Origin of the sequence: Cytobacillus purgationiresistens, assembly GCF_030813235.1 — a bacterium.
GTDB lineage: Bacteria > Bacillota > Bacilli > Bacillales > Cytobacillaceae > Cytobacillus > Cytobacillus purgationiresistens.
The window spans coordinates 1-25,966 of sequence record NZ_JAUSUB010000033.1; the positions used below are offsets into that span (position 1 = coordinate 1).

The window sequence follows — 25,966 nt, forward strand, 5'->3', positions numbered from 1 at the left end:
TTTGATTAGCTCGTTTTTGCACTAAAAGTGCGATGCTGATAAATCAGCTTTTTTTGATTAACGTTGACGTTTTTTGTTCGTTCAGTTTTCAAAGAGCAAGTTGTTAGCTTCATTTTTTCAATGTTACTAATCTCTTCATCGCCCAAAAGCGACTTTATTAGATTAACACATCTTATTAAGTTGTGTCAACAACTTCTTTTAAAAAGTTTTTTGGTGTTACTGATGTTTCGCAGCAACAGATATTAATATACCACCATATTTGGCGGGTGGCAATAGCTTTTTTCATATTTTTAAATAGAAAGATAAAGAAAAAATATTCTTTTTATTCTTCTTTTAAGAAAAGCAAAGTGCATCGGCCGCACTCTGCTTCCTCTTTCTATTATTAACGTTGACGCATATGTGGGAAAAGTAGAACCTCTCTTATAGATGCCGAATCTGTCAAAAGCATGACAAGACGATCGATACCAATCCCTAGTCCTCCTGTAGGAGGCATACCGTATTCAAGAGCTTCAATAAAGTCATCATCCATCATATGAGCTTCATCGTTTCCTTGTTCCCGCTCAGTAAGCTGTGCTTCAAAGCGTTCACGCTGATCGATTGGGTCATTTAACTCTGTGAATGCATTCGCATGTTCACGCGCTACGATAAATAACTCAAATCTATCTGTAAAACGCGGATCTTCTTCATTCTTCTTAGCTAGAGGAGAAATTTCTACCGGATGTCCAAAGATGAACGTTGGTTGAATTAACTGTTCCTCTACCTTTTGCTCGAAGAATTCATTCACAATATGACCGTAGAGCATATGATCATTAATTTCTACACCATGTTCTTTTGCAAAAGCGCGAGCTTCTTCAACGCTTGTCTCTTTCCAGAAGTCCACACCTGTATATTCTTTAATAGCATCTACCATATGCAGTCTCTTCCACTCAGGTTTCAGATCAATCTCATATTCGCCATATTTAACTGAAGTTGTACCTAGGACCTCTTTTGCAATATGTGCAACCAAGTTTTCTGTCAAGCTCATGATGTCACGGTAGTCAGCATATGCCTCGTAAAGCTCAATCATCGTAAATTCCGGGTTATGACGAGTAGATACACCTTCATTTCGGAAAACGCGGCCAATCTCATATACCTTCTCCAAGCCCCCAACAATTAAACGCTTCAGGTGAAGCTCGATAGCGATTCTCATGTATAGTTCCATATCAAGAGCATTGTGATGAGTGACAAACGGACGCGCAGATGCACCGCCTGCAATAGAATGCATCATCGGTGTTTCAACTTCAAGATATCCGTTGTCATCAAGATAGCGACGCATTGATTGGATAATACGGCTTCTTGTGATAAAAGTTTTTTTGCTTTCTTCACTCATGATCAAATCTAAATAACGTTGGCGGTAGCGTTGCTCAACATCTTTTAATCCGTGGAATTTATCAGGTAATGGGCGCAATGCTTTAGTAAGCAGATTAAATCGTTGCACTTTTACTGAAAGCTCACCTACTTTGGTTTTGAAAAGTGTGCCGGACACTCCAACGATGTCTCCTAAATCCGCTGATCCAAAGATATCATATGCTTCTTCACCAACAGCATCTTTACGAACATATAATTGAATTTGTCCAGAAAGGTCTTGGATATGAGCAAATCCAGCTTTCCCTTTTCCACGCTTGGTCATAATTCTGCCAGCGATGACTACTTGCACATCTTCTTGCTCTAATTCTTCTTTTTCCAGCTCACCGTACTTTGTAATTAGCTCTTGTGATTGATGTGTGCGGTCAAATCTTTTGCCGAAAGGATCCATTCCTTTTTCGCGAAGGCTATTCATCTTTTCCCGTCTCACAACTAATTGGTCATTTAATTCTTCATGACTTTGACTCACTGATACCATCTCCAATTTTGTAAATCTTTTTATGTAGGCGCATATTTGCGGATTCAATAAGATTTTTATTTGTATACCTCTATTATTTTACACAAAGCAGCCATTACAGACATCAAAAAGTTCTTAAATAGAATAAAAACTGCCAGTAAGTCCACTGGCAGCCGATTGATAACAGAAATATTATAGATAATTATAATTTTTATGTCAAATCGAAAAGCGGAAGAGCCTGGTTCAGACCCGACTAGCTTAAGACGCATTGGAAATGAAGGTGTACTTTACCTTTAATTCCAATGTGGATTAAGACTTCGAGGGGCTAGACAGCGAAAGCACAATCTTTTCTCCCAACCTAATAAATATTAAACGGCCTCTGAGGCGTTACGTTCTTTTTCTTCCATTTCAAGCACAAGGGCATTTAGAAGGATTACGATGTCTTCTCTTGAATTACATTCGTTGATTGCATTACGCGCTTTTGCATTGCCCCGGATTCCTTTTAGGTACCATGCAGCATGCTTTCTCATTTCACGGACAGCGATATCTTCATTTTTCAGAGCGATAAGGCGATCCATGTGAAGAATGCATACGTCGATTTTTTCTCTTACAGATGGTTCATCCATCAATTCACCTGTTTCCAAAAACTTGACTGTACTGTAAATCATCCATGGGTTACCCAAAGCTGCTCGGCCGATCATTACACCATCAACGCCCGTTTCATCTAACATTCTTTTAGCATCTTGAGGAGTTTTAACATCGCCGTTCCCAATAAGAGGAATGTTAAGGTTTTGCTTCACTTCGCGAATGATATCCCAGTTCGCCGTTCCTTCATACATTTGTACGCGCGTACGTCCGTGAAGGGCAACCGCTTTTCCACCTGCACGTTCAACTGCTTGTGCATTTTTTATAGCATAAATATGGTCTTCGTCCCAGCCCATACGCATTTTTACAGTTACCGGCTTTTCTACCTCAGCTGTTACTGCTGAAACCATTTCATAAATCTTGTTTGGGTCAAGCAGCCATTTCGCTCCAGCATCACATTTAGTGATTTTCGGAACAGGACAGCCCATATTAATATCAATGATGTCAGCATTCGTATTTTGATCAACAAATTTTGCAGCTTCTACTAAAGTTTTCTTTTCACCGCCGAAAATTTGCAGGCTAAGCGGTTTTTCTCTTTCATCGATATAAAGCATGTTCATCGTTTTCTCATTTTTGAAAATGATTCCTTTGTCACTAACCATCTCTGCGCATACAAGCCCAGCACCAAATTCCTTAACTGTTAAACGGAAAGCGGAGTTACATACACCCGCCATCGGTGCTAATACAACTCGATTTTTCATTTCAATATCACCAATTTTAAACAATGTGTACCTCCATATATCTAGATGTTTATTTATTATATTTTTTGCTCTTCTGGTGGAGCCAAATCCTCTAACGTGATGTTAAGTCTTTGAGCTACTTTATCCAGCAGCTGTTCAGTTGGCATCCGATTACCTCTTTCAATTTCTCCAATGATCGATACGGATACACCTAGCTCTTTAGCAAAGCTTTCTTGAGTATAACCTTTTAACTTGCGAAAAGCGCGAATACGTCTTCCCCATTTTTCTGCTTCCATATCCGAACTCCTTTTCTGTCTGGGATGGCCTCAAGCGTTGATTGCAGAGGCAGGTTCATCTCCGGAAGACTGATGTCTGGTTGAATCTCTAGAAGTGGTATGAGAACAAACGCTCTCTCTTGCATCCGAGGATGTGGAATAATAAGCTTCTCTGTTTCAATATTTTCGTGATTATACAGTAAAATGTCAAGGTCTATGTTTCGTGGACCCCAGCGAACGAGCCTTTTTCTTCCAAGATTTTTTTCAACCTGAAGGCATGTTTCAAGCAATTGCATAGGACTCATTACTGTCTCAAGTTGAATCACCATATTTAAAAACTGATCTTGATCCTCGTACCCGACTGGATCCGTTTCGTAAATGGAAGAATAATTTACCACTGAAATTCCTTCTAATAAAGATAGGCTTTTGATCGCCTCGTTTAAGTTTTCACTCCGGTTACCAATATTAGACCCAAGTCCAATATACGCCACATTCATCACTCTATCTACCCCTTGTTATCTCAACTGCTACAGATTCATAATGCCCGGGTATTGGCGGATCTGGTTTAATTACCTTCACAGTTACCTGTGAAATCGTAGAAAACTTATTTAAAAGATCTGCTGATATTTTTTCAGCCACAGCCTCCACAAGCTTATACGGCTTGCCTTCTGCAATCACTTTACACGCATTGTAAAGTTCCGCATAGTTGATAGATTCGTTTAAATCATCTGTTTCGCCTGCTTTTTTTAAATTTGTTTCTACTGTCAAGTCAATAATAAAACGCTGACCTAGCCGGGTTTCTTCTGAAAATACCCCGTGATATCCGTAAAACTCCATCTTGTTAACGAAGATCTTATCCATTGAACTCACCCTTCCCCATTAGCGCGTCCATCATTTTTGCCATTCGGCTAATTTCTTTTACATCATGGATACGGACAATTTGGCAGCCCTTTTGTATGCCATAACAAACTGTTGCGCCTGTTCCTTCCACTCGCTCATGTACAGGCAAATCCAAGACCGTGCCAATCATGCGTTTTTTTGAAGTCCCCAATAACACTGGGTAACCAATTGCGACAAGCTTATCCAACTGTCTCATCATATCCAGATTCCCATGTAAATCCTTGGCAAATCCGATGCCAGGGTCCAAAATGATGCGGTCGTCTTTCACGCCTGCAGCTTTCACAATTGCAATGCTTTCGTATAAGTCATTCATACAATCCCGGAAGAAGGAATCGTATTCTTCATTATCACGATTGTGCATTAAAATAATTGGCACACCAGTATCTGCAGCTACTTTTGCCATATTAGGATCCGCTTTTGCACCCCATATATCGTTAATGATATGCGCTCCTGCCAAAATGGCCTGTTTGGCTACTTCGGCCTTATACGTATCAATTGAAATCGGCGCTCTGACTTCCTTGGTAATTGCTTTAATCACAGGTACGACTCTAGCAACTTCCTCTTCTATAGATATTTCCTCATATCCCGGCCTTGTGGACTCTCCGCCAATATCAATCATATCCGCACCAGCTTCGACTAGTTCTTGTGCACGCTGAACAGCTGCTTCGATCTCATTATATTTTCCTCCGTCAGAAAAAGAGTCTGGTGTAATATTTAAAATACCCATAATTAAGGTTTTCTTCCCATAATCCAATGTGTAGGGTCCACATTGTATGATCTCTCTACTCATAAAGATTCCTCCTGCACTTCCGTCCTGCTCCATAACGTCCTTCGATATTGCTGATAAAGTCTATGAAGCTCGTTAACATATTCACCCTGATAACCAGGGAATCGTTTTCCTGCAAAATCTGTCAAGGCACAGATTTCCTGAACCGAATTTGTTACAAATACTTCTTCCGCATTAAGAGCTTGCTGCAAGGTATAATGTCCTTCTTCGACACGCCAGCCTATTTCACCCGCAACATGTATGATGAATTGTCTTGTAATCCCATCTAATATACCTGTTGAAATTGCAGGTGTAAATAACGTCCCCCCAGCTAGCCAAAATAGATTTGAAGATACCCCTTCAGCTAGGTAGCCATCTGCTGTTAAGAAAACCCCTTCAATATCCGGGTGATTGCCTATCTCTCTTTTTGCGAGAATATTGTTTAGAAAGTGATGGGATTTTAAGCGCTCTTTTCCTTCAGGTGTATTACGCGGCAGCTCAAGCACAACTGCTTTTTTTTCATTCTTAGTCACTTCCCTCTGGAGTTCACTTGAAAAGATCATAACATTTGGACTCAAGTATGGCGTAGTCTTTAAACCCACCTCACCAATGCCTGCTGACACATTCATTCTAATCCGGGCATTTTGGTATTGATTGTTATCCAATAATCGCTCAAGCAGAGCCTTCACTTCAACCCTAGTAAAACATCCGTAGATATTCAATGCTTCCATCCCTCTATTCAACCGAGCCAAATGGTCATCCAGTAAAAACGGGTGGCCTTCATAGACTCTAAAGGTTTCGAAAAGGCCCAGTCCATATAAAAAGCCATGATCAAACGGAGAGATCATTGCCTCATCCTTGTGAACTATCTTTCCATTCAAACTAATATACATGCGTTTTACCCCCTAAGAGCAGCAGGATTTTTTGAACCAGAACCATGGGATAAGAGGAAGTTTTTCAAAAGGTCTTTGCCGGCGGCAGTCATAATCGATTCAGGATGGAACTGAACGCCTTCAATCGGCAGCTCTTTATGTCTAATGCCCATGATCTCACCTTCAGAAGTCCACCCCGAAACTTCAAAACAAGATGGAAGCGTTTCTTTTTGAACGATTAAAGAATGATACCTCGTAGCAGGGAAGGGTTGAGGGAGACCATCAAAAATCGATTTTCCATCGTGAAAGATTTCAGATGTTTTTCCATGCATTAATCTTTCTGCACGAACAACCTCTCCGCCAAAGCACTGCGCAATGGATTGATGTCCTAAGCACACACCAAGGATTGGCACTTCTCCTGCAAATGCCTCGATTGCCTCCAAGCTGATGCCCGCTTCATCTGGACTGCACGGTCCGGGAGAGATCATTAAAAACTCCGGATTTAACTTTTTCATTTCTTCTATTGTGATTTCATTATTTCTTTTCACTATCAATTCCATGCCTAATTCACCAAGATATTGCACGAGATTATAAGTAAAGGAATCGTAATTATCAATCATTAGAATCATAGATTTTCTCCCTTTGCCCCTTCTGCCATTTCCTTTGCTCTCCATAAGGCAATCGCTTTTTTAAATGACTCCTTGTATTCAGCTTTAGGGTTTGAATCGATTACCACGCCTGCTCCAGCTTGGACATATGCAGTCTTGTCCTTAACGAGCATCGTTCTAATCATGATATTCAGCTCTAAATCCCCACTAAAGTCCATCCAACCAAGTGAACCTGTATAAATACCCCTTCTCACAGGCTCCAATTCTTCGATGATCTCCATTGTTCTCACTTTAGGTGCACCAGTAATCGTACCGCCAGGAAAAACCGCATCGGTCAGATCAAACCCATCTTTCCCATCTGCTATTTCCCCTTTTACATTTGAAACGATATGCATGACGTGAGAGTACTTTTCAATGGCCATAAACTCATCGACAACAACTGTTCCATAGCGACACACACGCCCTAAATCATTTCTTTCTAAATCGACTAGCATGACGTGCTCGGCCCGTTCTTTTTCATTTTCGATTAACTCATTGGCAAGCTTCATGTCTTCGATCTCGTCTTTTCCGCGTGATCGTGTCCCTGCAATCGGACGCGTACTTACAACTTCATCCTTTTTCTTTACTAATAGCTCTGGCGAACCGCTGACTAGCTGGTAATCAGGAGTATGAACATAACCCATATATGGAGATGGGTTCAACTCGCGAAGCTGCTTGTATACCTCCATGGCTTCAACATCCATCGGCTTGCTCCCCCGAACAGATAAATTCACTTGAAAGACATCACCTTTGGCAATATATTGTTGAATTTTCTCAACCGCTTGAATAAAGCCCTGCTCATCCATAGATACATCCATCTCATTCGAGGGTTGGATGCGCTCTTCACACTCTTCCGCAGGCCACTCCATTGTCCACTGCTTCAACCAATAGGCTTCACGTTCTGCCACTTGCTGTTCTTCGCTATGCTCATATAGAAAAAGCAGCCATAAGACTTTCTCTTCATGGTCATAAACAAACCACTCTTTAAACACAAAGAAATGAAGATCAGGCATATCCAAATCATCACTTGCAAGATTTGGTATCTGTTCTATATATCGGCCATAATCATAGCTCAAAAAACCGATAGCACCGCCTTTAAAATCAGGCAATCCCTCATACTTATCTACCTTGTACTGACTAAACCACTCTTTCATTAGGTGCAAAGGATTTCCAGAAAGGCTTTGTTTCTTATTGCCAGAAACGATTTGCAGGGTTGAATCTTTCCCTTTTAAAATTGTTGCTGGATTGAATGCTGCTATGCTATATCTTCCGCTTCTTCCACTTTCCAATATCACATGATGATCATATTGACTCGCAATGTGACTGTATTGGGGGAAAAATCGTTTATTAGAATAAGTGATTTTTTTTGTATGGATTTTTAATTGATTCATTAAACATTCACCTCTTATTCATCATACATGAATAAAGGTAATTTTCTAGTTAAAAAGAATGACAAAATATAGAGGCTTTTTAGGGGAATTAAAAAAAGAAACAGCAGCTCATTTAAAGCGAGCTGCTGTTATCATTTATTATTCTGATTCAAATTGGTAAAGGGGAGTGCTTAAATAGCGTTCTCCATTACTCGGGATAATCGCTAGCACTTTCTTGCCTTCACCAAGCTCCTTAGCCACCTTTAAAGCGGCGTGAATGGCTGCACCTGATGAAATTCCACCAAGAATACCTTCTTCTTTTGCTGCGCGTCTCGCTTGCGCAAATGCATCTTCGTTCGCGACAGGAATAATTTCATCATAGATTTTCGTATCTAAAATATCAGGAACAAAACCTGCACCAATCCCTTGGATTTTGTGCGGGCCAGGTTTTCCGCCGGATAATACCGGAGAATCCGCAGGTTCTACTGCATAAATTTTGATATCTTTATATTTCTCACGCAGGACTTCTCCAGCTCCAGTAATTGTACCGCCAGTTCCGATTCCTGAAATAAAGGCATCCAGCTGGTCACCCATCTGCTCTGCGATTTCCTTGCCAGTCGTTAGTTTATGAATTTCAGGGTTAGAAAGGTTTTTAAATTGCTGTGGCATGAAGTAGTTATTTTCATTAGCAAGCTCTTCTGCCTTGCGAATAGCACCGCCCATACCTTCTGGGCCAGGTGTCAGGACAAGCTCTGCACCATATGCTCGCAATAAGTTTCTTCTTTCCATACTCATTGTTTCAGGCATAACGAGGATCGTTTTATAGCCTTTTGCAGCAGCTACCATTGCCAGCCCTATTCCAGTGTTCCCGCTAGTCGGTTCAATAATCGTATCTCCTGCTTTTAAATCACCGCTTTTTTCAGCTGCTTCAATCATCGCAAACGCAATACGATCCTTAACACTGCTGCCAGGATTCATATATTCCAGTTTCAAATAAATATCTGCACTGCCTTCTTCAACTATTCGATTTAATTTTACGATTGGTGTTTGTCCAATTAGCTCAATAATAGAATTTGCCACACGTACCATTTTCTCCACCCCTTAATCCGAGTATTTTTATTGGTTTTATTATTAAAACTTATCAATCAACAGGATAAAAGTCAATTATTTCGCAGGAAATTTGACCCTATTTTTCACTAAAACACAAACTTTTATCACCTTTTACTCATTTGTTCTATCTTTATTAGCACAAGGAAATTTAACGCTAATTAAGATCATGATTCCTAGAATCGACCTTAAATGGCTTCATCATAAAACCATTTAATTTCTACCTCATCTTTAAAGGGCTGAGTGGACACAGGGATATCCATTTGCTCGATTGCTATTTGGCGACGGATTTGCTCTTTTACTTCTTTAAAAGAGTAGGATTCCCCTTTTACATGCTCATGAAGCATGACAATAGCAAAACCTTCCTCTGTCTGAATCGGCGCACTCCATTTACCTGCCTTTAAGCTTTTGGCCTCTTCTATGAGAGCTGAGTATTGTTCGTTTTCCTCATTCACATACCCAAGGTCTCCACCCTGTACTGCTGTGAAAGAATCGATGGATCGTTCCATTGCCAGCGCGGAGAAACTTGAGCCTTGCTCCAGCTCTTTCTCTGTTTGCTGTGCCTCTTTTTCTGTTTTTACCACTATTTGCGAGATATGATATGTATCATTTAAGTTAAACTGACTGCTATGATCTTCATAGTATTGATTTAACTCCTCTTCAGGAACATTCACATCTTTTGTTAACAGCTCTTCAAGTATAAGACTATTTTCAATTTGTTCACGCCATTTATCCTCATCTGCCGAGAGTGCGCTTGCTGAAGTGCCGTATGTCGTTTTCATCATCTTCAGCTCTCGGTCTATTTCCTTTTCAGAAATCTTCACCTTATATTTATTGCCCGCTGCTGCTACCACTTTTTGATCGACCATTTCATCCAATACTTCCTTGCCGTATCTTGACTCCATTTCATTCAGCCAATCCTGCCTAGTGATTTTCTCTTTGCCAATAGTCGCCACGACTTCTTTATCGCCCTTATCATCTTTCCCAAGAAAAAAAGCAACAGTAATAAAATTAATCAAAAGTAATCCAGCAATCACTAACCACAAATGCTGCCTCTTCAAAAATCCTCCCCCTAAGTAAATAACTATAATGAGTACTATGTATTTATTACTTCTTTAAAAAAAGATATCAAATAGATGGGGGTAGCGTCTTGTCTTTAGCTTAAAGAAGACACTTCCCCTCTTTGTTAGTTCGCTTCTTCTTTTAACTCTTCAAGCTCATCCTTTGTGTAATGATACGTTTGGTTACAGAAATGGCATTGTGCTTCCGCTTTCTCATCCGTTTCGATCATATCTGTAATTTCGTCTTTACCTAAGCTGATGATGGCATTTCCGAACCTTTCCTTTGAACAAGTGCATCGAAAAGCAACTGGTTGTTTTTCAAGGAATTTCACATTATCTTTACCTAATACCTCTTCAAGTATCTCCTCAGGGGTCAAACCACGTTGAATCAGCTTTGACACAGGTGGAATTACTTTTAATCTTTCTTCAATTTGAGTGATGGTTTCATCTTTTGTTTCAGGCAAGAGCTGAATGATAAAACCGCCTGCAGCAAGAATCGTGTTATCTGTGTTTACCAACACACCTACTCCAACTGAGGAAGGCGTCTGCTCAGATGTTACGAAATAATAGGTGAAGTCATCGCCCAACTCTCCTGAAACAAGCGGTACTTGACCTGAGAAATTCTCTCGCATGCCAATATCTTTGATGACCGTTAATGTTCCTTCTGTCCCGACCGCACGGCGGACATCAAGCTTACCGTTTGCATTTAAGTCGAAGTGAACTTGTGGGTGGGTAACATATCCACGGACCTCACCTATCGCATTGCTATCTACAAGAATCGGCCCTAGTGGACCATTTCCTTCAATCTTGATTGTGATTTTATCATTGCCTTTTACCATAGCCCCCATCATCACACCTGCTGTCATCGTTCTGCCTAAAGCGGCTGATGCTGTTGGCCATGTTTGATGCCTTCTCTGTGCCTCACCGACAGATTCAGTTGAACGGACGGCATACGCCCTGACTTGTCCATCATACGCTAACGCTTTTACTAAATAATCATTCATTTTTAAAACCCCTTTCCGAATGCAAAGATGCACCTTTTTCCACGATGTTTATCGGCAACGGTACCGATTATTATATGAATACTACTTTTTTATCGTATCCACATTTCGTTTATAAATAAGCTGCAGCCCTTTTAATGTTAAAAACGGATCTACAACATCAATAATATTTGATTCTTTAGCAATCAGATTAGCAAGGCCACCTGTTGCAATGACAGTCGCTTTCATAGTGGATTCGTCCTTCATTCGTTTGACGATACCTTCTACTTGACCCACATAGCCAAACAAAATCCCAGCCTGCATCGCTGAAACTGTATTTTTACCAACGATACCCTCGGGACGTGCTATTTCTATTCTTGGAAGCTTTGCTGCTCTTGAATAAAGCGCTTCTGTGGAAATCCCAATACCAGGTGCAATGGCACCACCCATATATTGCTTATGTTCATTAATATAGCAGTACGTAGTGGCTGTACCGAAATCAACAATAATGAGAGGAGATCCGTATTCATGAATGCCTGCAATCGCATTCACAATTCTGTCCGCTCCAACTTCTTTCGGATTATCATATTTAATGTTTAGACCTGTTTTAATGCCTGGCCCAACAACTAGCGGTTTTATATGGAAGTATTTTTGACACATTCTCTCTAGCGAGAACATGATGGGAGGTACTACAGAAGAAATAATGATTCCATCAATATCAGAAAATGAAAGCTTTTCATGCTCAAACAACGATTTAACAATCATCGCGTACTCATCCTCTGTTTTATGACGGTCCGTCTCAATGCGCCAATGATACTTTAACTCATCACCTTTATATACACCCAGAACCATATTCGTGTTCCCTATATCAAAAACAAATATCAATCATCTCACCACTTTATATATAATATAAAACCAAATTTCACTGAAAACATCATATCACACCTCACCCAAAATCGTATAATTAATTATCTTAGCAAAGCCCTCATCGGTGCCTGTCACCTCCAAGATTCGACACACTTGTCGAACCTTGGAGGTGACAGGCACCTTAAAGCAAAAATAAAAAAACGCCCATCGCTGGGCGCTTTTTTATTTCTTACGATCTTCGTCGATGGCTGGTGGGTTTTCTTCTTCAGCAGGAGATTTCTTTTCAACTACTTCAGTAATTTCGCCTTCACCGTCTTGTTCATCGTCTTTTTTGATATTGATCTTCACTTTTACATCTTCTGAAGTTTCGATTTGTTTAACAGAACGGTCTGGTAATGTACCATGATCAGCTAAGTGATTGATCTGTTCAGCATCCAAAGTTTCTACTTCAAGAAGCGTTTTAGCGATAAGATCCAGCTTGTCACGATGCTCAGTAAGGATCTGTCTGCATCGTTCATAGCTTTCTTTTATCATACGTTGTATTTCTAAATCAATTTCATATGCAATGGCATCTGAATAATTTTGGTCGTTATTAAAGTCTCTTCCAAGGAAGACTTGCCCACCTTGTGCTTGACCGAATTGAAGAGGTCCAAGTTTTTCACTCATACCAAATTCAGTTACCATTCGGCGCGCAATGCCAGTGGCACGTTGGAAGTCATTGTGTGCACCTGTGCTGACTTCACCGAAAACAATTTCTTCAGCAACACGGCCACCAAGTAATCCTACGATTTTGTCAAGAAGTTCTGGCTTTGTTTGGAAATAACGATCTTCTTTAGGAAGCATCACCGCATATCCCCCAGCTTGACCACGAGGGACAATCGTTACTTTGTGAACCATTTCGGCTTCATCCAAGATTAACCCGATCACTGTGTGTCCAGCTTCATGGAAAGCAACAATGTTTCTTTCCTTCTTAGATATGACACGGCTCTTCTTCGCAGGTCCTGCGATCACACGGTCCGTTGCTTCATCGATATCTGTCATATCTACTTTCTTCTTGTTTCGGCGAGCAGCTACGAGAGCAGCCTCATTAAGAAGATTTTCTAAATCTGCACCAGAGAATCCAGGCGTGCGCTGAGCAATCGCTTTAAGATTAACCCCTTCATCCAATGGTTTGTTTTTAGCATGTACTTGCAATACTGCTTCACGACCTGTTACATCTGGGCGTTCAACTGTAATTTGACGGTCAAAACGTCCTGGACGCAATAACGCTGGATCTAGAATATCAGGGCGGTTTGTTGCTGCAATGATAATGATTCCTTCATTAGCTCCGAAACCATCCATTTCAACAAGCAATTGGTTAAGCGTTTGTTCACGCTCATCATGGCCTCCGCCTAATCCTGCTCCACGCTGACGTCCAACTGCATCAATCTCATCAATGAAGATAATACAAGGTGCGTTTTTCTTAGCATTCTCAAATAAGTCACGAACACGTGATGCACCAACACCGACAAACATTTCAACAAAATCTGATCCACTAATAGAGAAGAATGGTACGCCTGCTTCACCTGCTGCTGCACGTGCAAGCAATGTTTTACCAGTACCTGGAGGTCCTACTAAAAGAACACCCTTTGGAATTCTCGCTCCTAATTCAGCAAATTTTCTTGGGTCTTTCAAGAACTCTACTACCTCAACTAGCTCTTGTTTCTCTTCATCCGCTCCAGCTACATCTTTAAAGCGAACTTTCTTTTTACTCTCATCATATAGCTTCGCTTTGCTTTTACCGAAGTTCATCACACGGCCACCGCCGCCTTGCGCTTGGTTAAGCAAGAAGAAGAATAGAATGAAAATGATAATAAATGGAATGATTGAAGTAAAGAACGTTACCCAGCCGCTAGTTTCTTTAGCTGGAATAATTTCCACCTTTGAACTTTGAGTTAGCTCTTCGACACGATCAAGGATAGCATCACTATTAGCAACGTACGTAATAAAGTACTTTCCTTCCTCGTAATCCTCCAGTTGACCTCTTACCTCAAATACGCCTCTTTCAGGCTGCAAGGAGACTGATTTAAGCTCTCCACTTTCTAAAAACCCGACAAATTCGTCATATGTAACCTGTTCTGTCGGTTCGTTGTTGCCGTTAAAGAAGCTGACAACCCCTATAATGACTAAAAATATTAATAAATAAAAGATGGTATTTCGGAAAATACGATTCATCCCTTACCTCCTCCCACGGTAAACAAACTACATAGTATAGTATCATAGAAAATCGTGCCAATACAAGGATTTACACTTATCATAACCGGGTCTATTCTTGTTGCATTTACGGGTTTTCGCATAGCGTTTCACTTAATATATTTCACTTAGTTATTATTGCTATATACCTCTGGTTTAAGAACGCCAATATATGGTAAATTACGATATCTCTCTGCATAATCCAGACCGTAACCGACCACAAATTCGTCAGGAACATCAAACCCGACATAGTCTGCTTTAATAGCTGCTTTGCGTCCTGTTGGTTTATCAAGCAGTGTGACAATCTTAATCGTCTTCGCTTTTCTGTAGCGGAACAGCTCAACTAAATAACTTAAAGTCAACCCGCTATCAATGATATCTTCAATAATTAAAATATCGCGGCCTTCAACCGATGTATCAAGATCCTTTAATATCTTAACTTCACCAGTAGAAACCATTGAATTTCCGTAGCTTGAGACATCCATGAAGTCCATTTCAAGATGTGTATCCACACGCTTTAATAAATCGCTCATAAATGGCATCGCACCTTTTAACACACCGATTGCCAATGGGAAACGACCTTGATACTCCTCAGTCAGATGAGCGCCTAAGTCCTTAATTTTCGCCTGAAGCTCTTCTTCAGTTATCAATACCTTTTCAATATCCTGTTTCATCATAATTACATGTGCCCCCTAGAAGATCATTGCTTTATGTATTTCAGCAGAATGTAGATTTTATCAAAATGACTTTGTACTGTTTCTTGATATTTTTTTAAACCGGGAAGCCATAAGATTCGACCATCTCCATCTGTCACAACAGGCCAGGTCTTTCTTTCATGCAATGGCACCTTTTGGTCTATAAAAATATCCTTTAACTTTTTGCTGCCTCTTATTCCCCTTAATGTCATTCGATCCCCATCTTTTCGCGTTCGAATAATTAAAGGAAGAGTCAACGATGAAGGTAAAAGCAGCCAATCAGAGCAGCTATCGCCTTCATTTTTATCGGTGTATTCTAACGTAATCCTTCCCCCATATGGAAGCTTTATTTCCCCAGGTCCATGAAGGTTAAAACAATATGTATGTACAGGTGCTTTTATAGAAAAATGAAAATAGCATTTTTGATAAGAGCGTACAATCGTTAAACCGTTTGGGAAATTCAAGGTCCCTGATGGGTGGGGATTGGTAAGCAAGGAAAAAACATTCTCGATATGCGTTGCAGATAAAGAAGGCGGCTTTTCCTGATATAGATAGTTTAATATTAGTTGAATCCCTCTTCTTTGTAAAGGCATTGGCACACTACTAAAAGAGTCAATATTAAGGACTATCTCGCCTGGTTGTTTCTTATCCATTACTCTATTCATATAATCGGCCGTTAATTCCTGCAGGAACGCTTCATCTCTTCGCAACTCTTCGCTGAATCTCTGAAAATGTTCATGAACTTGGGGATTTTCCTGCCTTAAAAATGGTAACACTTTTTTTCTAAATCTATTTCTGCTGTAGATACCTTTTTCATTACTAGGGTCCCGCCTTGGCTCAATCTGATGCTCCCCGCAGTAATCTTCAATCTCTTTTCGGCTTAAGCAAAGAAATGGTCTCAAAATTTCTCCCTTACCAAAAGGTCTCTTAAAAGGAATGCCTGCTCTAGCACTGCCGGTACTTCCTCTCGTTAGCCTCATAAGGACCGTTTCTATTTGATCATCTCCATGATGACCTAACGCCAAATAATCTAGCTCCTTATCTTCCATAACCTCTTCATAAAATTGATAGCGGCAAATTCTTGCAGCGTTTTGGGAGCTCTGCCCAGTCCTCTCCATATACTCAGTTACGTTCACTCTTTTCATCGTAAAAGGGATTTTTCTCTCCTCACAAAAACGCTGTACAAATAATGCGTCCTCATAAGATTCTTCTCCCCTAAACATATGATCGACATGAATAGCAACAATATGAAATGGCGTCTGCTTTTTCTGCCTATGCAAATAATGAAGAAGTGCCATGGAGTCAGGGCCGCCAGACACTCCAACCCCTATTTTCTTTTCTTTTAACTCCACGTCTTTATTTATTAAATAAGACTTTACCTTTGAATCAATCATACTAATCTTCCTTATCGATTGCGTTTTCATTCTCTTCAAGCATATCACTTTTGTATTGAACTTTTCAAAAAGATAAGGGCCTGTATGCTTCTTCTGTTAGGCTGGAACTCTTGACCAACTGCTTGTCGCCCCTGGGCGAGCCGCCTGCGCTTTTCTTTGTCCAGCTCCGGCGGCTAGGGGCTCGAGGTCTTAAGGCACATTGGAATTGAAGGAAAGACCGCCTTCATTCCCAATGTGCCTTAAGCTTGTCGCCCCTGGGCGAGCCGCCTGCGCTTTTCAGATTACCTGCCCATATATATAGAAAAAGTATAGGCAGGAGATGAGGAGGATGAGCATGAGGGTTTCGGCTACCCCTCCCTTTTTCTTCTTTTTCTGCTGCTTTAGAGGGGCAGTTGCATGAGCTTGTTGGGCGGGCTTGGTGTGTTTCTGCATTCTTGTTTGCTGCTGACCAGTTGAACCTTGCATGTTCTCTATTAGTGATTGTCTCATTTCAAGCGCTGAGTGATATTTTCCTTGTAGCGCATGTAGGATGACTGATTCATACGGCTGTAATTGTTTACTCTGCTTTACCCTTTCTTTAAGCTGTTCCAAACCTCCTGCATCTTTATTAAACCGGCTAGGATAGGCACAGTTAATCAGGATCATCGCTACGGCGAATAAATCGTACGTGGGGTCTGCTTTACGAGAGCCGAGTCCCCAGTAACCCCGATCATAGAATTCTGTAAATTCCTTAATTGCCCTTCCTTGAATGGTCGTTCCGCCTACATCTATACATCTTATTTTAGGTGGTGGGCCTGTAACAATTAAATTCTCCGGTTTGAGATCTCCAAATACCCAGCCAGCTTTGTGCAGCTTATCCAGATCACTTAATAACTGCAAAATGAGTACTGCCGTCCATGAGTCTCCTTTTTGTTTAATAAAGCTAAGTAAGTCTGGCCCTTGTATATATTCCATTACATAAAAAGAGATTACTTTCCCTTGTGTTTTCCAATCATCGACATCAAGCAAAGAAGGTCCCAGGGGTGACCCTTGGACCTTTGAAAAGGATTTTAGCACATTGACTTCAGATGTAACCGAAATGCCGTTATCACTCATTTTTAATGCTACATGCTGATTTCTGAACTTTGCTAAATAGACAACTCCGTTTGCACCGTAGCCTAATTCCTTTTCAATTAAATAGCGATTTTGATGCCATTTTCCATCTATGACCGTTCCCCGATTAACATTAAATTGACTCTTCATAGAATTCATCATCATCACGGGAAAGCAGGCTTCTTAAAGATTTTTTCTTTTTGAAATAAGTTAAGGCTTCACGAATGGCAGGTCCAGTTGGAGTAGTACCTCCAGTTGTCAATTTTGAAAAAATACTAGTGAGTGATTCAAGTTTAGGTGTCCAATCCAGCATTTTTTCGACATCATTCTTTTTCCCGGGAAATACGAATAATGAGAATCTGTTTTGACCCGAACGAGCATTAAGGCTTAAAGATAGATCAAACAGCGCTTCCTTCACCGTTGGAAGCTTTTGCTTCATACTCGCGCTTGTGTCGACAAGAATTAAGACCTCAAGCTCAACCGTCTCTCCCAGCTCATCAACAACCTCCATGACTTCGCCCCTTTTATCAGGAGGAAGATCCTCTACGGTTTGCCTATTTCCTAAAATTTGCGATAACTCTCGATTTACGACGCCTTGTAATGTTTGGGTCATCGCTTTTCTTGTTACCATTTGTACCGTTTGTGAAAGCTGCTTCGCATATACTACTTGGCTGACACCACCACCTGACATTGCCATTCCTTCAATTTCCTGCATTCCTTGGTCATCAATTACATCATTTTCCATTACCCCTATAACATTCACCGTAATTCCCTGCTCTTTGGCCAGCGCAGCCATTGCAATCGGGTCTTCTCCTTGGTTAGAGCATCCATCAGTAATAAGCAAAATTTGCTTCAAAGTTCCAGTTCTCATCCTTTTTCCCTCCAAATCTGAAATGCAGAGGTGGCTTGTTCAGGGGCGACAAGCATAAGGCGAGTAGCCCATAAAGGTCGATTTTCACCTTTATAGGTTGCTAGTCTATGACCTCGAGCCCCTAGCCACCGTGGCTAGACATTATGAATTATTACCATTTTCAACGGAAATTGAAGGAAATATACATAAAACTGCGGATATAAGGAGAAGATAATCCATTCGATACTCCACCTAAAAACAGTTCACTTAGGAATTAAGCGGTTTAACCTATTTAATTGGCTTTCTTTTGTGTCGAAATACTAGACCATTTAGGGATATTATGTTTGATTTTTGAAACAACGACTGTCATATCATCTTCAATATTGCCTGACCTTGATCGGATTACCTCTTCCATGATTAGATCAGCCACTTCCTGCGGATCATCCGTTTTTAATTCAGTAATTTTACGCTTCATCCATAAATCGAAATTTTCCACATGCTTCGGCCCCTCGAAAATGCCATCGCTCATCATGACTAATAAATCCTCTGCCTTCAGTTGCTTGCTTACGACATCTACATCGAAATCCTCTATGATTCCAATTGGCAGATTACTTGCCTGGATCTTCATGACCTGTGTGCCACGCTTAACAAAGCTTGGTGTGGAACCGATTTTCAAAAACTTCGCATCAGCGTTCTGCAAATCAATCATTGCTAAGTCTAAAGTGGAGAAAATTTCATCTGTTGTTCGCAAGGAAAGAACAGAATTGACCGATTTGATCGCCACTTGCTCTTCAATCCCTGACTGCAATATTTTTTGTAATAACTGGAGGGTTTCTTGACTTTCACTATGCGCTCTCTCTCCATTGCCCATTCCATCACTTATGGCAATCGCATATTTTCCGCTTCCCAGTTCAATCATTGAATAACTGTCACCTGATACAAGTCCACCATCCTTTGCTGCATGTGCAACGCCTGTTTCAACAACAAATGCTTTGGCTGAACCGAAAGAAACATGACAGAAATCGCTCGCAAATGCAGCGCATTCTTCAGAATTAACGAGAATCGTCTCACCCAATATATCTGACAGCATCGGGGCGATCAGTTTCTCGCATTCCCCATGGCCATTGCAATATGGAATAGTCATTTCAATATCGACATTCCCTTGCTCTAGGCTGTAAATCTCCACCTGTTCTATTTGCACGCCAAATTCCTGCATCGCCTGTAAAATAAGCTCTTCTTGTTTATGGTGGTTCTCCCTCTCTCTTTGAATCTCTTTTGCAAAATTCCCCATTACAGCCGATACACCCAACAGTTGATCGGCAACAAGCTTTCTGCTTTCCTGCACTTGCTTTTTCAATCTTTGATTCGCTTTAAAAAAGGTTAATTCCTGTTGGATAACTTCAGTTGTTTTTTTCGACCGCGTACAATGCTTTTCCCACTCTCTCTCCAACCTAGGAGAAACAGCACCTTCATTTTGATCCAAATCATTCATAATTTCTTTCATATAGTCATAGGTTGTATTAAAGTTCCTTGACCAGCAGTGATCCTTCTTAAAGCATGTCTGACAGGTCTTCTCTGTCACATTGCTTAAAAAATAATCGAGTTCTCGATCCGTATCCTCCTCCCATTCAGAAGGTTCATTATTAGATGAGAAGCTTTTTGAAAGTGCCTGGAATACATTTGAAAATTGTGAGACCCTCTGAGCAGTGACATCTCTCATTTTCCTCATATACTGCTGTTGCTCTGCTGCATATTCAGGTGTACCTGGAATATGCTTAGATAACTTTACTGTTAAACCTTGGGGTGTAAGCAAGAATAGAAAAATAGCTGCCCCAGTTTCATATAATGTTTTGATTAGATTGGCTCCCCCATCACCGTACATGCCCATTAGCAAGGTGGCTATTAAAAGACCTAAGGCTACGCCTACTTTTCTTCCTTCTTTTAATAGACCGCCCAACAAGCCGGAAAACGCCAGTAGACTCATATGATAAAGGCTTGAAATATTAGCAAGGCTGAATATTAAGCCTGTTACGACACCAACCGTTGAACCGACAGTTGCTCCAGCAACAAATGCAAAGATTAACACTAAATATCGAGACATAATATGCTCGATGGATAAATCATAAATAGACCAGCCGATCGTACCTGTCATAACAGATGCAAGCATAATGATTAAACAAACAATTTCCTCTGTTTTTAAGGACTGTCTTCGGCTATTTAGTGACAGCAACGGCAAGCTTTGCAAAAAGATCAGACATAATATAAAACCTAAACTTGCTTCCACACCAGCCATCATTAATTCATATAATGAAACATTCCCCTTTAAAATCAGAGTTTTTAACAGGGTGCCCGATAACAAAGTAGCAAATACGAAAAAGGGCAATGCCTTCACTTCATTTTGCAACCATTTTTTCGATACTCGGAAAGCGAAAAGAAATAAAAATGAAATGGCGAAAGTCGTAATCGCATGAGTGAAGGATAGGGTCGCAGCACCACCAACTAGTCCAATCAATGCAAGAGGGGCTTTATCTTTTCTAATTAAATAAACAGCCGCGAAAAACGGAAGAGTGAACGGGGTCAGCTGTGCAAGGATCAGCGCTCTACCCAGTAAAAATCCAATAATCAAAAAGACATAACCCTTTTTAAGAAAAAAAGTTTCAAGCCCTGTTTGGATATTGCCGAAAACTTTTCCTAATTCCATCTTGGGCTTATTTAGATTTACTCCACCAATTGGCTCTGTCATAGTTCTCTCTAGCTTCTCCATGTTTTACACTCCCCATTTTTTTATCGTTGCACATTATTATAAAAGGATAGAACCTAAAACTTTGTCAAAATGATGTACAAGCTTTCAATTTTCGTTCGACTGTTTTCTCCGCAATAATCAATTAGCATACAAAAATAACCAATAAGTGAAAGTTTTTTCGCACATTTTTATTCTATGAAACGAAGGAAACCTACTTATAGCAAGCTTTAGCTTCATCCAAAAATTGGCGAATAAGCATAGATAACTTCCGACAGGATTCTTTTACAGTAGCTGTTTTCGTATACTTTGTTGCTTTTCGCAGGTAGTCTTGATTTCCACTCCAGGTGCTCGCTTTCCGCGGGGAGGGCGGTAAAGCTCGCACCTTCCGCTCCAATCAACTTTGTTATCAATGGTTTGTCTTATCAAAGCCTATAAAAAAACAATAATCTTTTAGAAAAAAGCCTTACAAATGATATTGACATAGATAAAAAATCTTTGTATTATATAGCTTGTGTCTTGGGACAAATCATTGATTAAATGTGCCTAAGATTAAGTTTCTTATTTAATTTGGCGGTGTAGCTCAGCTGGCTAGAGCGTACGGTTCATACCCGTGAGGTCGGGGGTTCGATCCCCTCCGCCGCTATTAAAAATAGTGAAAAGCCTTGTTTCGAAAACATATTTTCTACGGCCCGTTGGTCAAGCGGTTAAGACACCGCCCTTTCACGGCGGTAACACGGGTTCGAATCCCGTACGGGTCATTCATAAAAAAGAGGCATCGCGTTTAAACGCGATGTCTCTTTTTTTATGCCTTAACATGAATATGCTCCATTTCTTTCTTCATTATCTTGATTGCCTCCTACAATGTCAGGAAAGTTTATAATTCTTCTTAATCCATCAAAAAAAGCAATCCAATAAGGATTGCTTTTTACGAAAGGGAATCACGAACGATGAACCCTGCTATTATATATGAAATTCAGCAGCAAGTTACCCTCGTTTAGCTCCTCTGCCTCCACGTTTTGATTCAGTATTGCGTTTTAAAGAGGATAAACGGTCTTCACTGTCTTTTAAAAAACGAGCCATTTTCGATTCGAAATTCTCTCTTGGAGGACGATTATCGTTTGGTCTGCCTTGACGTGGACGTTGAGATGGTCCTCTAGACTCTCTTCTCTCAGGTCTTTCAGGTCTTTCTGGTCTTGCTGGTCGATCTATCGCCTTTTTAATGGATAAACCGATCTTTCCATCTTTCTCGACGTTAATGACTTTCACCTCAACCATATCGCCTACTTTGAGATGGTCATTAATATCCTTTACATAATTGTCTGCAACTTCACTAATATGCACAAGACCTGTTGACCCTTCCGGCAGCTCCACAAACGCTCCGAAATTTGTAATTCCTGTGACCTTTCCTTGTAACTTGCTGCCTACTTCGATTGACATAAAAAGATTTTTCCTCCTTAAAGATATAAAGTGAAACTTAAAATTTCATACTTACTACATATTATACCGAATAATAAAAAAGAGTGTCAACACATGGCTAATCGGATGTATTTTCCTTTTCTTGCTTCTCTTCATCCTTTTTCTTTTTTTCCTTCTCATTTTCAGGCATCTTAAATATGATTTCGCCCTTCTCTGACAAGTAATAATCCTTTCTCGCCAGCTTAGCAATATATTCATCGTCATTTAATTTGACAATTTCTTCATCAAGTATTTTTTGCGTTTTTTCAAGCTCGGTCAACTCTGTCTCAAGCCTTTTTTTCTCAACGCCTTTTGCTTCAAGAGTAGATGATTGCGATACAAGGGTGGAAATCATTAAAACCGAAACAGCAACAACTAGGAATAAAAATGCTGTTAGCCGCCTATAAAGAAGCTTTCTCTTCCGGTTCTTGCTAATTTCTGCTGCTTCTCGCTGTTTAACATAGCTTGTATCCATTTTAGCTATATTTTTCTTCCTGTTGACACCCACCTGAATCGCCTCCTCCCGCTTACTCTTTTTTCTTCCATTTGGCTATCTGCTTTTTAACATATTCTTTAATTGTTTGTAAATATCCTTCCAGTTTATTATATAACTTCTCGACGGATTTTTTAAGACGATTCGGCAATAGTCTCCAAAGTATCTGTCCGACCCACTTAACTGGAAGAAATACAATCTTTACTATGAGTAGAAGAAGCTTTAATATGGATGTCAAAAGAACCAATAGTCCCTTTCCAATCGTTATCAGCAAGGTAATGATCATCGTGAACAGCATTTGTAGTGGTGCTACGATAAGTATGTGACCAAGTTTCAACAAAAAGCGATAAATAGAGATTACCAAAGAAATGATCATCTCTAATAATCTGACATACACATTCTTCATTAAACTTTGATATGCGGCAAACCCACAGAGCAGGGCTAGGAAAATGTAAAACCTTAATTCCCCTTCATTCACTAGAAAGAGGACATAGAAGATAGCTAGTCCTTGCAAAAGCCAGAAAAGGATATCATTGATAAACACAATCCATCCTTTTCTTTTCGGCCGTTTTAAGAAACGCTGATACGTATCTAGCCCGGCACCAAAGAGGACCCCCATGCTAATCATTGATAGCATAGTCATAAATTGAGTGGTCAGCGTCATCGGAATAACTTGCTAAAGAACCCTTTAGCTTTTTCCCCATGCTGGTCATCCATATATACCAGATCAAACACCTTCCCCTTAATGGAGACGATCCCCTTATCAACATCTAAGTTTTTCATTTGTAGATTCTGACCTTTAATGGCCAGAAAACCCATTACTGTTTCGAGCAAGAATTCCTCATTATCAAAGCTTTCAACCTGCTTAACTCCCGTGATATCTAGCAATCGTCTTCCACGCATAATGACATCATGGTCCGGTGAACCTGCACTAGCTTTCGAATTGTTATCATAATACTGGCTCATTTCTAATCCCTCACAATCCATAGTACAATCCTTTTGTACATGTCTATGAACTGTGAAAGCAAAATAGAACAAGCGTATATAGAAAAGTGCAGCCATTGTTCAACCCCGCTAGCTTAAGAACTTGAGGTCCTAAGAGCCGCAGCTACACAATCAGTCAAGCGAAGCAGTTGCCCAGGAGCGGTCATGTATTACAGGGGTTCGACCTTTTTACGAATATGTGTGATGCAAACGTCAAACGTCATTTTTACTCTTGAGTAAGTTTCTCTTCTTTTACGATTGTGTACATATCTGCTGCTTCATCTTTTTTAGTTGTCTCTTGGAGTTTATTAATTTGCACTGTAACAAGCTTTTGTCCAAACCGGACTGATAATTCGTCTCCGACTTTTACAGTTGAACTTGCCTTTGCCTGAATACCATTAATAGAAATCCTGCCTTGGTCTGAAACTTCCTTAGCAAGCGTTCTTCTTTTAATTAGTCTTGATACCTTTAAAAATTTATCTAATCTCAAACTTATTCACTTCCTTTTACCCTATTTTCTTCATCAATAACCTTTTTTCTTTGCTTCATTCCAAAAAAGGTCAAGTTCTTCAAGCGTAAAAGCAGAGAAATCATTCCCACTTTGATTCACTTTTTCTTCTATATATGAGAAACGGTTTAAAAATTTCTTATTTGTTCGGCTTAAAGCTTCTTCTGGATTGATTTGATAATAACGAGCAATATTGACAAAAGCAAACAATATATCTCCAAACTCGGTAATCATCTCTTCACTATTATTCTCGGCCTCAATTTGAAATTCTTTAATTTCCTCGTGTACCTTATCCCAAATAGGATTGATTTCTTCCCAGTCAAACCCGACTTTAGCTGCCTTTTTCTGCAGCGTCTCAGCTCTCATCAATTGCGGATAAGAGGCCGGAATTCCATCAAGAAGTGAAGTTCTCTCCTCCCCTTTTTCCTCCTGTTTGATACTTTGCCAATTTTGTAATACATCCTCAACATCTTTGACTTTTGCCGTGCTAAACACATGAGGGTGGCGGCGAATCATCTTTTCTGATAAGCCTTGAATGATATCTTCTATTGAAAAGAAGCCTTCATCCTCACCAATTTGTGCATGGAGCATAACTTGTAAAAGGACATCTCCCAATTCTTCTATCATATGGTCAATATGATCTTCATCGATGGCTTCAATGAGTTCATAAGCTTCTTCAATTAAATATTTCTTCAATGAAGAATGTGTTTGCTTTTGATCCCAAGGGCAGCCATTGGGACCACGAAGGACAGCAATGATTTCTCTCAGCTTTTCAAATTGTTTATAGAGGATTGTATCGTCATTTACTGGCGGCACATAAACGGATGTAAGATTATTTAAGCTCATATGATGGTCAAGTTCAAATAAAGGAACCTCTTTTATTACTTCCTCTTTACTCCCAGCTGCCGTAACGATAAATACTTTATAGTCATATGGCAGCCTATCCATTAAAGATAGCTTCACCTCAGAAGCAACGAACTGATCATACACTTGGCCAATAACAATATGATGTTTTAATATGATCTCATCTTTTCTCAAACTCGTACCATCCAATAATTGAAAGCCTTCAACTGGATCAACCTTCAATGCTTGAAATAAAGCGTCTAAGAAGCTTTGTCCACCTTTGATTTCGACCTCCACACCATTCTTGGCTCCTCGTTCTAACAAAAGCTGCACTGTTTTCTCAGCCACCAGCGGATGCCCAGGTACAGCATAGACAATCTTCTTTTGTTCCGCCTCACGAAGGAGAGTCTCGCAGATCTCTTCATAGACGTCCTCAAATCTGTCATGTGATTCATAAGTGTCATCAAAGGATTGATAAGCTAATCCTGCCTTTTCTAATTCCTGCATGACGGGATGCTCTTTTGTCCGCAAATATAAATGCTCCGTCGATTTTAATATCTTATATACACCTAAAGGCAATTGATCTAAGTCACCTGCGCCAAGGCCAATAATCGTTATCTTCATCCGGTCTTCTTCTCCTTTTTAC

General features: G+C 40.2%; 25 protein-coding genes and 2 tRNA genes. 2 read left to right on the top strand and 25 right to left on the bottom strand.

The window, feature by feature from the left end:
• Positions 1-382: 382 nt before the first annotated feature.
• The 19 genes from lysS to spoIIE all read right to left on the bottom strand — a co-directional run bounded on the left by lysS (position 383) and on the right by spoIIE (position 21,058).
• Complete coding sequence (lysS, locus tag J2S17_RS24080) at positions 383-1,873, bottom strand: lysine--tRNA ligase (protein ID WP_307478696.1); 1,491 nt, start codon at positions 1,871-1,873, stop codon at positions 383-385.
• Between the two features lie 356 nt (positions 1,874-2,229).
• The gene (dusB, locus tag J2S17_RS24085; RefSeq protein ID WP_307478698.1) at positions 2,230-3,231 is read right to left on the bottom strand and encodes a tRNA dihydrouridine synthase DusB; all 1,002 of its coding nucleotides are present in this window, start codon (positions 3,229-3,231) and stop codon (positions 2,230-2,232) included.
• Between the two features lie 32 nt (positions 3,232-3,263).
• On the bottom strand, positions 3,264-3,482 hold the full coding sequence (locus J2S17_RS24090; protein WP_307478700.1) for a helix-turn-helix domain-containing protein: 219 nt from the start codon (positions 3,480-3,482) through the stop codon (positions 3,264-3,266).
• Positions 3,434-3,961, bottom strand: a complete 528-nt coding sequence (gene folK, locus J2S17_RS24095) for a 2-amino-4-hydroxy-6-hydroxymethyldihydropteridine diphosphokinase (RefSeq protein ID WP_307478703.1) — start codon at positions 3,959-3,961, stop codon at positions 3,434-3,436. The genes J2S17_RS24090 and folK overlap by 49 nt, the downstream gene beginning before the upstream one ends.
• A gap of 1 nt (position 3,962) precedes the next feature.
• Positions 3,963-4,322, bottom strand: coding sequence for a dihydroneopterin aldolase (gene folB / locus J2S17_RS24100; protein WP_307478706.1), 360 nt, complete (start codon positions 4,320-4,322; stop codon positions 3,963-3,965).
• On the bottom strand, positions 4,315-5,151 hold the full coding sequence (folP, locus tag J2S17_RS24105) for a dihydropteroate synthase (RefSeq protein ID WP_307478708.1): 837 nt from the start codon (positions 5,149-5,151) through the stop codon (positions 4,315-4,317). Before folP ends, folB begins: the two co-directional genes overlap by 8 nt.
• Complete coding sequence (gene pabC, locus J2S17_RS24110) at positions 5,148-6,020, bottom strand: aminodeoxychorismate lyase (RefSeq protein WP_307478710.1); 873 nt, start codon at positions 6,018-6,020, stop codon at positions 5,148-5,150. The genes folP and pabC overlap by 4 nt, the downstream gene beginning before the upstream one ends.
• 5 nt (positions 6,021-6,025) lie before the next feature.
• Complete coding sequence (gene pabA / locus J2S17_RS24115; protein WP_307478712.1) at positions 6,026-6,628, bottom strand: aminodeoxychorismate/anthranilate synthase component II; 603 nt, start codon at positions 6,626-6,628, stop codon at positions 6,026-6,028.
• Positions 6,625-8,037: an anthranilate synthase component I family protein gene (locus J2S17_RS24120; protein ID WP_307478714.1), complete on the bottom strand. Its 1,413-nt coding sequence runs from the start codon at positions 8,035-8,037 to the stop codon at positions 6,625-6,627. The genes pabA and J2S17_RS24120 overlap by 4 nt, the downstream gene beginning before the upstream one ends.
• A gap of 138 nt (positions 8,038-8,175) precedes the next feature.
• Entirely contained in the window at positions 8,176-9,105 is a 930-nt protein-coding gene (gene cysK, locus J2S17_RS24125) for a cysteine synthase A (RefSeq protein WP_307478716.1), read from the bottom strand.
• 206 nt (positions 9,106-9,311) lie between these two features.
• A complete protein-coding gene (locus J2S17_RS24130; RefSeq protein WP_307478718.1) occupies positions 9,312-10,184 on the bottom strand; it encodes a peptidyl-prolyl cis-trans isomerase in 873 nt (290 codons plus the stop codon).
• Between the two features lie 125 nt (positions 10,185-10,309).
• Positions 10,310-11,188 (bottom strand): Hsp33 family molecular chaperone HslO, encoded by an 879-nt coding sequence (gene hslO / locus J2S17_RS24135; RefSeq protein ID WP_307478720.1) that lies wholly within the window; start codon positions 11,186-11,188, stop codon positions 10,310-10,312.
• An 81-nt stretch (positions 11,189-11,269) separates the two neighbouring features.
• Complete coding sequence (locus J2S17_RS24140) at positions 11,270-12,049, bottom strand: type III pantothenate kinase (protein WP_307478723.1); 780 nt, start codon at positions 12,047-12,049, stop codon at positions 11,270-11,272.
• A gap of 204 nt (positions 12,050-12,253) precedes the next feature.
• A complete protein-coding gene (gene ftsH / locus J2S17_RS24145) occupies positions 12,254-14,245 on the bottom strand; it encodes an ATP-dependent zinc metalloprotease FtsH (RefSeq protein ID WP_307478726.1) in 1,992 nt (663 codons plus the stop codon).
• Positions 14,246-14,391: 146 nt separating this feature from the next.
• Positions 14,392-14,937, bottom strand: a complete 546-nt coding sequence (gene hpt, locus J2S17_RS24150; RefSeq protein ID WP_307478834.1) for a hypoxanthine phosphoribosyltransferase — start codon at positions 14,935-14,937, stop codon at positions 14,392-14,394.
• 26 nt (positions 14,938-14,963) lie between these two features.
• A complete protein-coding gene (gene tilS, locus J2S17_RS24155; protein ID WP_307478729.1) occupies positions 14,964-16,352 on the bottom strand; it encodes a tRNA lysidine(34) synthetase TilS in 1,389 nt (462 codons plus the stop codon).
• A gap of 276 nt (positions 16,353-16,628) precedes the next feature.
• A complete protein-coding gene (gene prkT, locus J2S17_RS24160; RefSeq protein WP_307478731.1) occupies positions 16,629-17,609 on the bottom strand; it encodes a serine/threonine protein kinase PrkT in 981 nt (326 codons plus the stop codon).
• Positions 17,578-18,315: a VWA domain-containing protein gene (locus J2S17_RS24165; RefSeq protein ID WP_307478734.1), complete on the bottom strand. Its 738-nt coding sequence runs from the start codon at positions 18,313-18,315 to the stop codon at positions 17,578-17,580. Before J2S17_RS24165 ends, prkT begins: the two co-directional genes overlap by 32 nt.
• 271 nt (positions 18,316-18,586) lie before the next feature.
• A complete protein-coding gene (spoIIE, locus tag J2S17_RS24170) occupies positions 18,587-21,058 on the bottom strand; it encodes a stage II sporulation protein E (RefSeq protein WP_307478737.1) in 2,472 nt (823 codons plus the stop codon).
• A gap of 548 nt (positions 21,059-21,606) precedes the next feature.
• Between spoIIE and J2S17_RS24175 the strand changes: the two genes are divergently transcribed.
• Positions 21,607-21,680 (top strand) — tRNA-Met (locus tag J2S17_RS24175).
• Between the two features lie 43 nt (positions 21,681-21,723).
• Positions 21,724-21,795, top strand: a tRNA-Glu gene (locus J2S17_RS24180).
• Between the two features lie 226 nt (positions 21,796-22,021).
• Here the strand turns inward: J2S17_RS24180 and J2S17_RS24185 are convergent.
• The 6 genes from J2S17_RS24185 to yabN form a co-directional block, all read right to left on the bottom strand.
• A complete protein-coding gene (locus tag J2S17_RS24185; protein WP_307478740.1) occupies positions 22,022-22,474 on the bottom strand; it encodes a S1 domain-containing RNA-binding protein in 453 nt (150 codons plus the stop codon).
• A gap of 97 nt (positions 22,475-22,571) precedes the next feature.
• A complete protein-coding gene (locus tag J2S17_RS24190) occupies positions 22,572-23,000 on the bottom strand; it encodes an FtsB family cell division protein (protein ID WP_307478743.1) in 429 nt (142 codons plus the stop codon).
• A 19-nt stretch (positions 23,001-23,019) separates the two neighbouring features.
• On the bottom strand, positions 23,020-23,649 hold the full coding sequence (yabQ, locus tag J2S17_RS24195) for a spore cortex biosynthesis protein YabQ (RefSeq protein WP_307478745.1): 630 nt from the start codon (positions 23,647-23,649) through the stop codon (positions 23,020-23,022).
• Positions 23,646-23,951, bottom strand: coding sequence for a sporulation protein YabP (gene yabP, locus J2S17_RS24200; protein ID WP_307478747.1), 306 nt, complete (start codon positions 23,949-23,951; stop codon positions 23,646-23,648). The genes yabQ and yabP overlap by 4 nt, the downstream gene beginning before the upstream one ends.
• Positions 23,952-24,195: 244 nt before the next feature.
• On the bottom strand, positions 24,196-24,459 hold the full coding sequence (locus J2S17_RS24205; protein WP_307478749.1) for an RNA-binding S4 domain-containing protein: 264 nt from the start codon (positions 24,457-24,459) through the stop codon (positions 24,196-24,198).
• Positions 24,460-24,492: 33 nt separating this feature from the next.
• The gene (yabN, locus tag J2S17_RS24210) at positions 24,493-25,944 is read right to left on the bottom strand and encodes a bifunctional methyltransferase/pyrophosphohydrolase YabN (RefSeq protein ID WP_307478751.1); all 1,452 of its coding nucleotides are present in this window, start codon (positions 25,942-25,944) and stop codon (positions 24,493-24,495) included.
• Between the last annotated feature and the right edge of the window lie 22 nt (positions 25,945-25,966).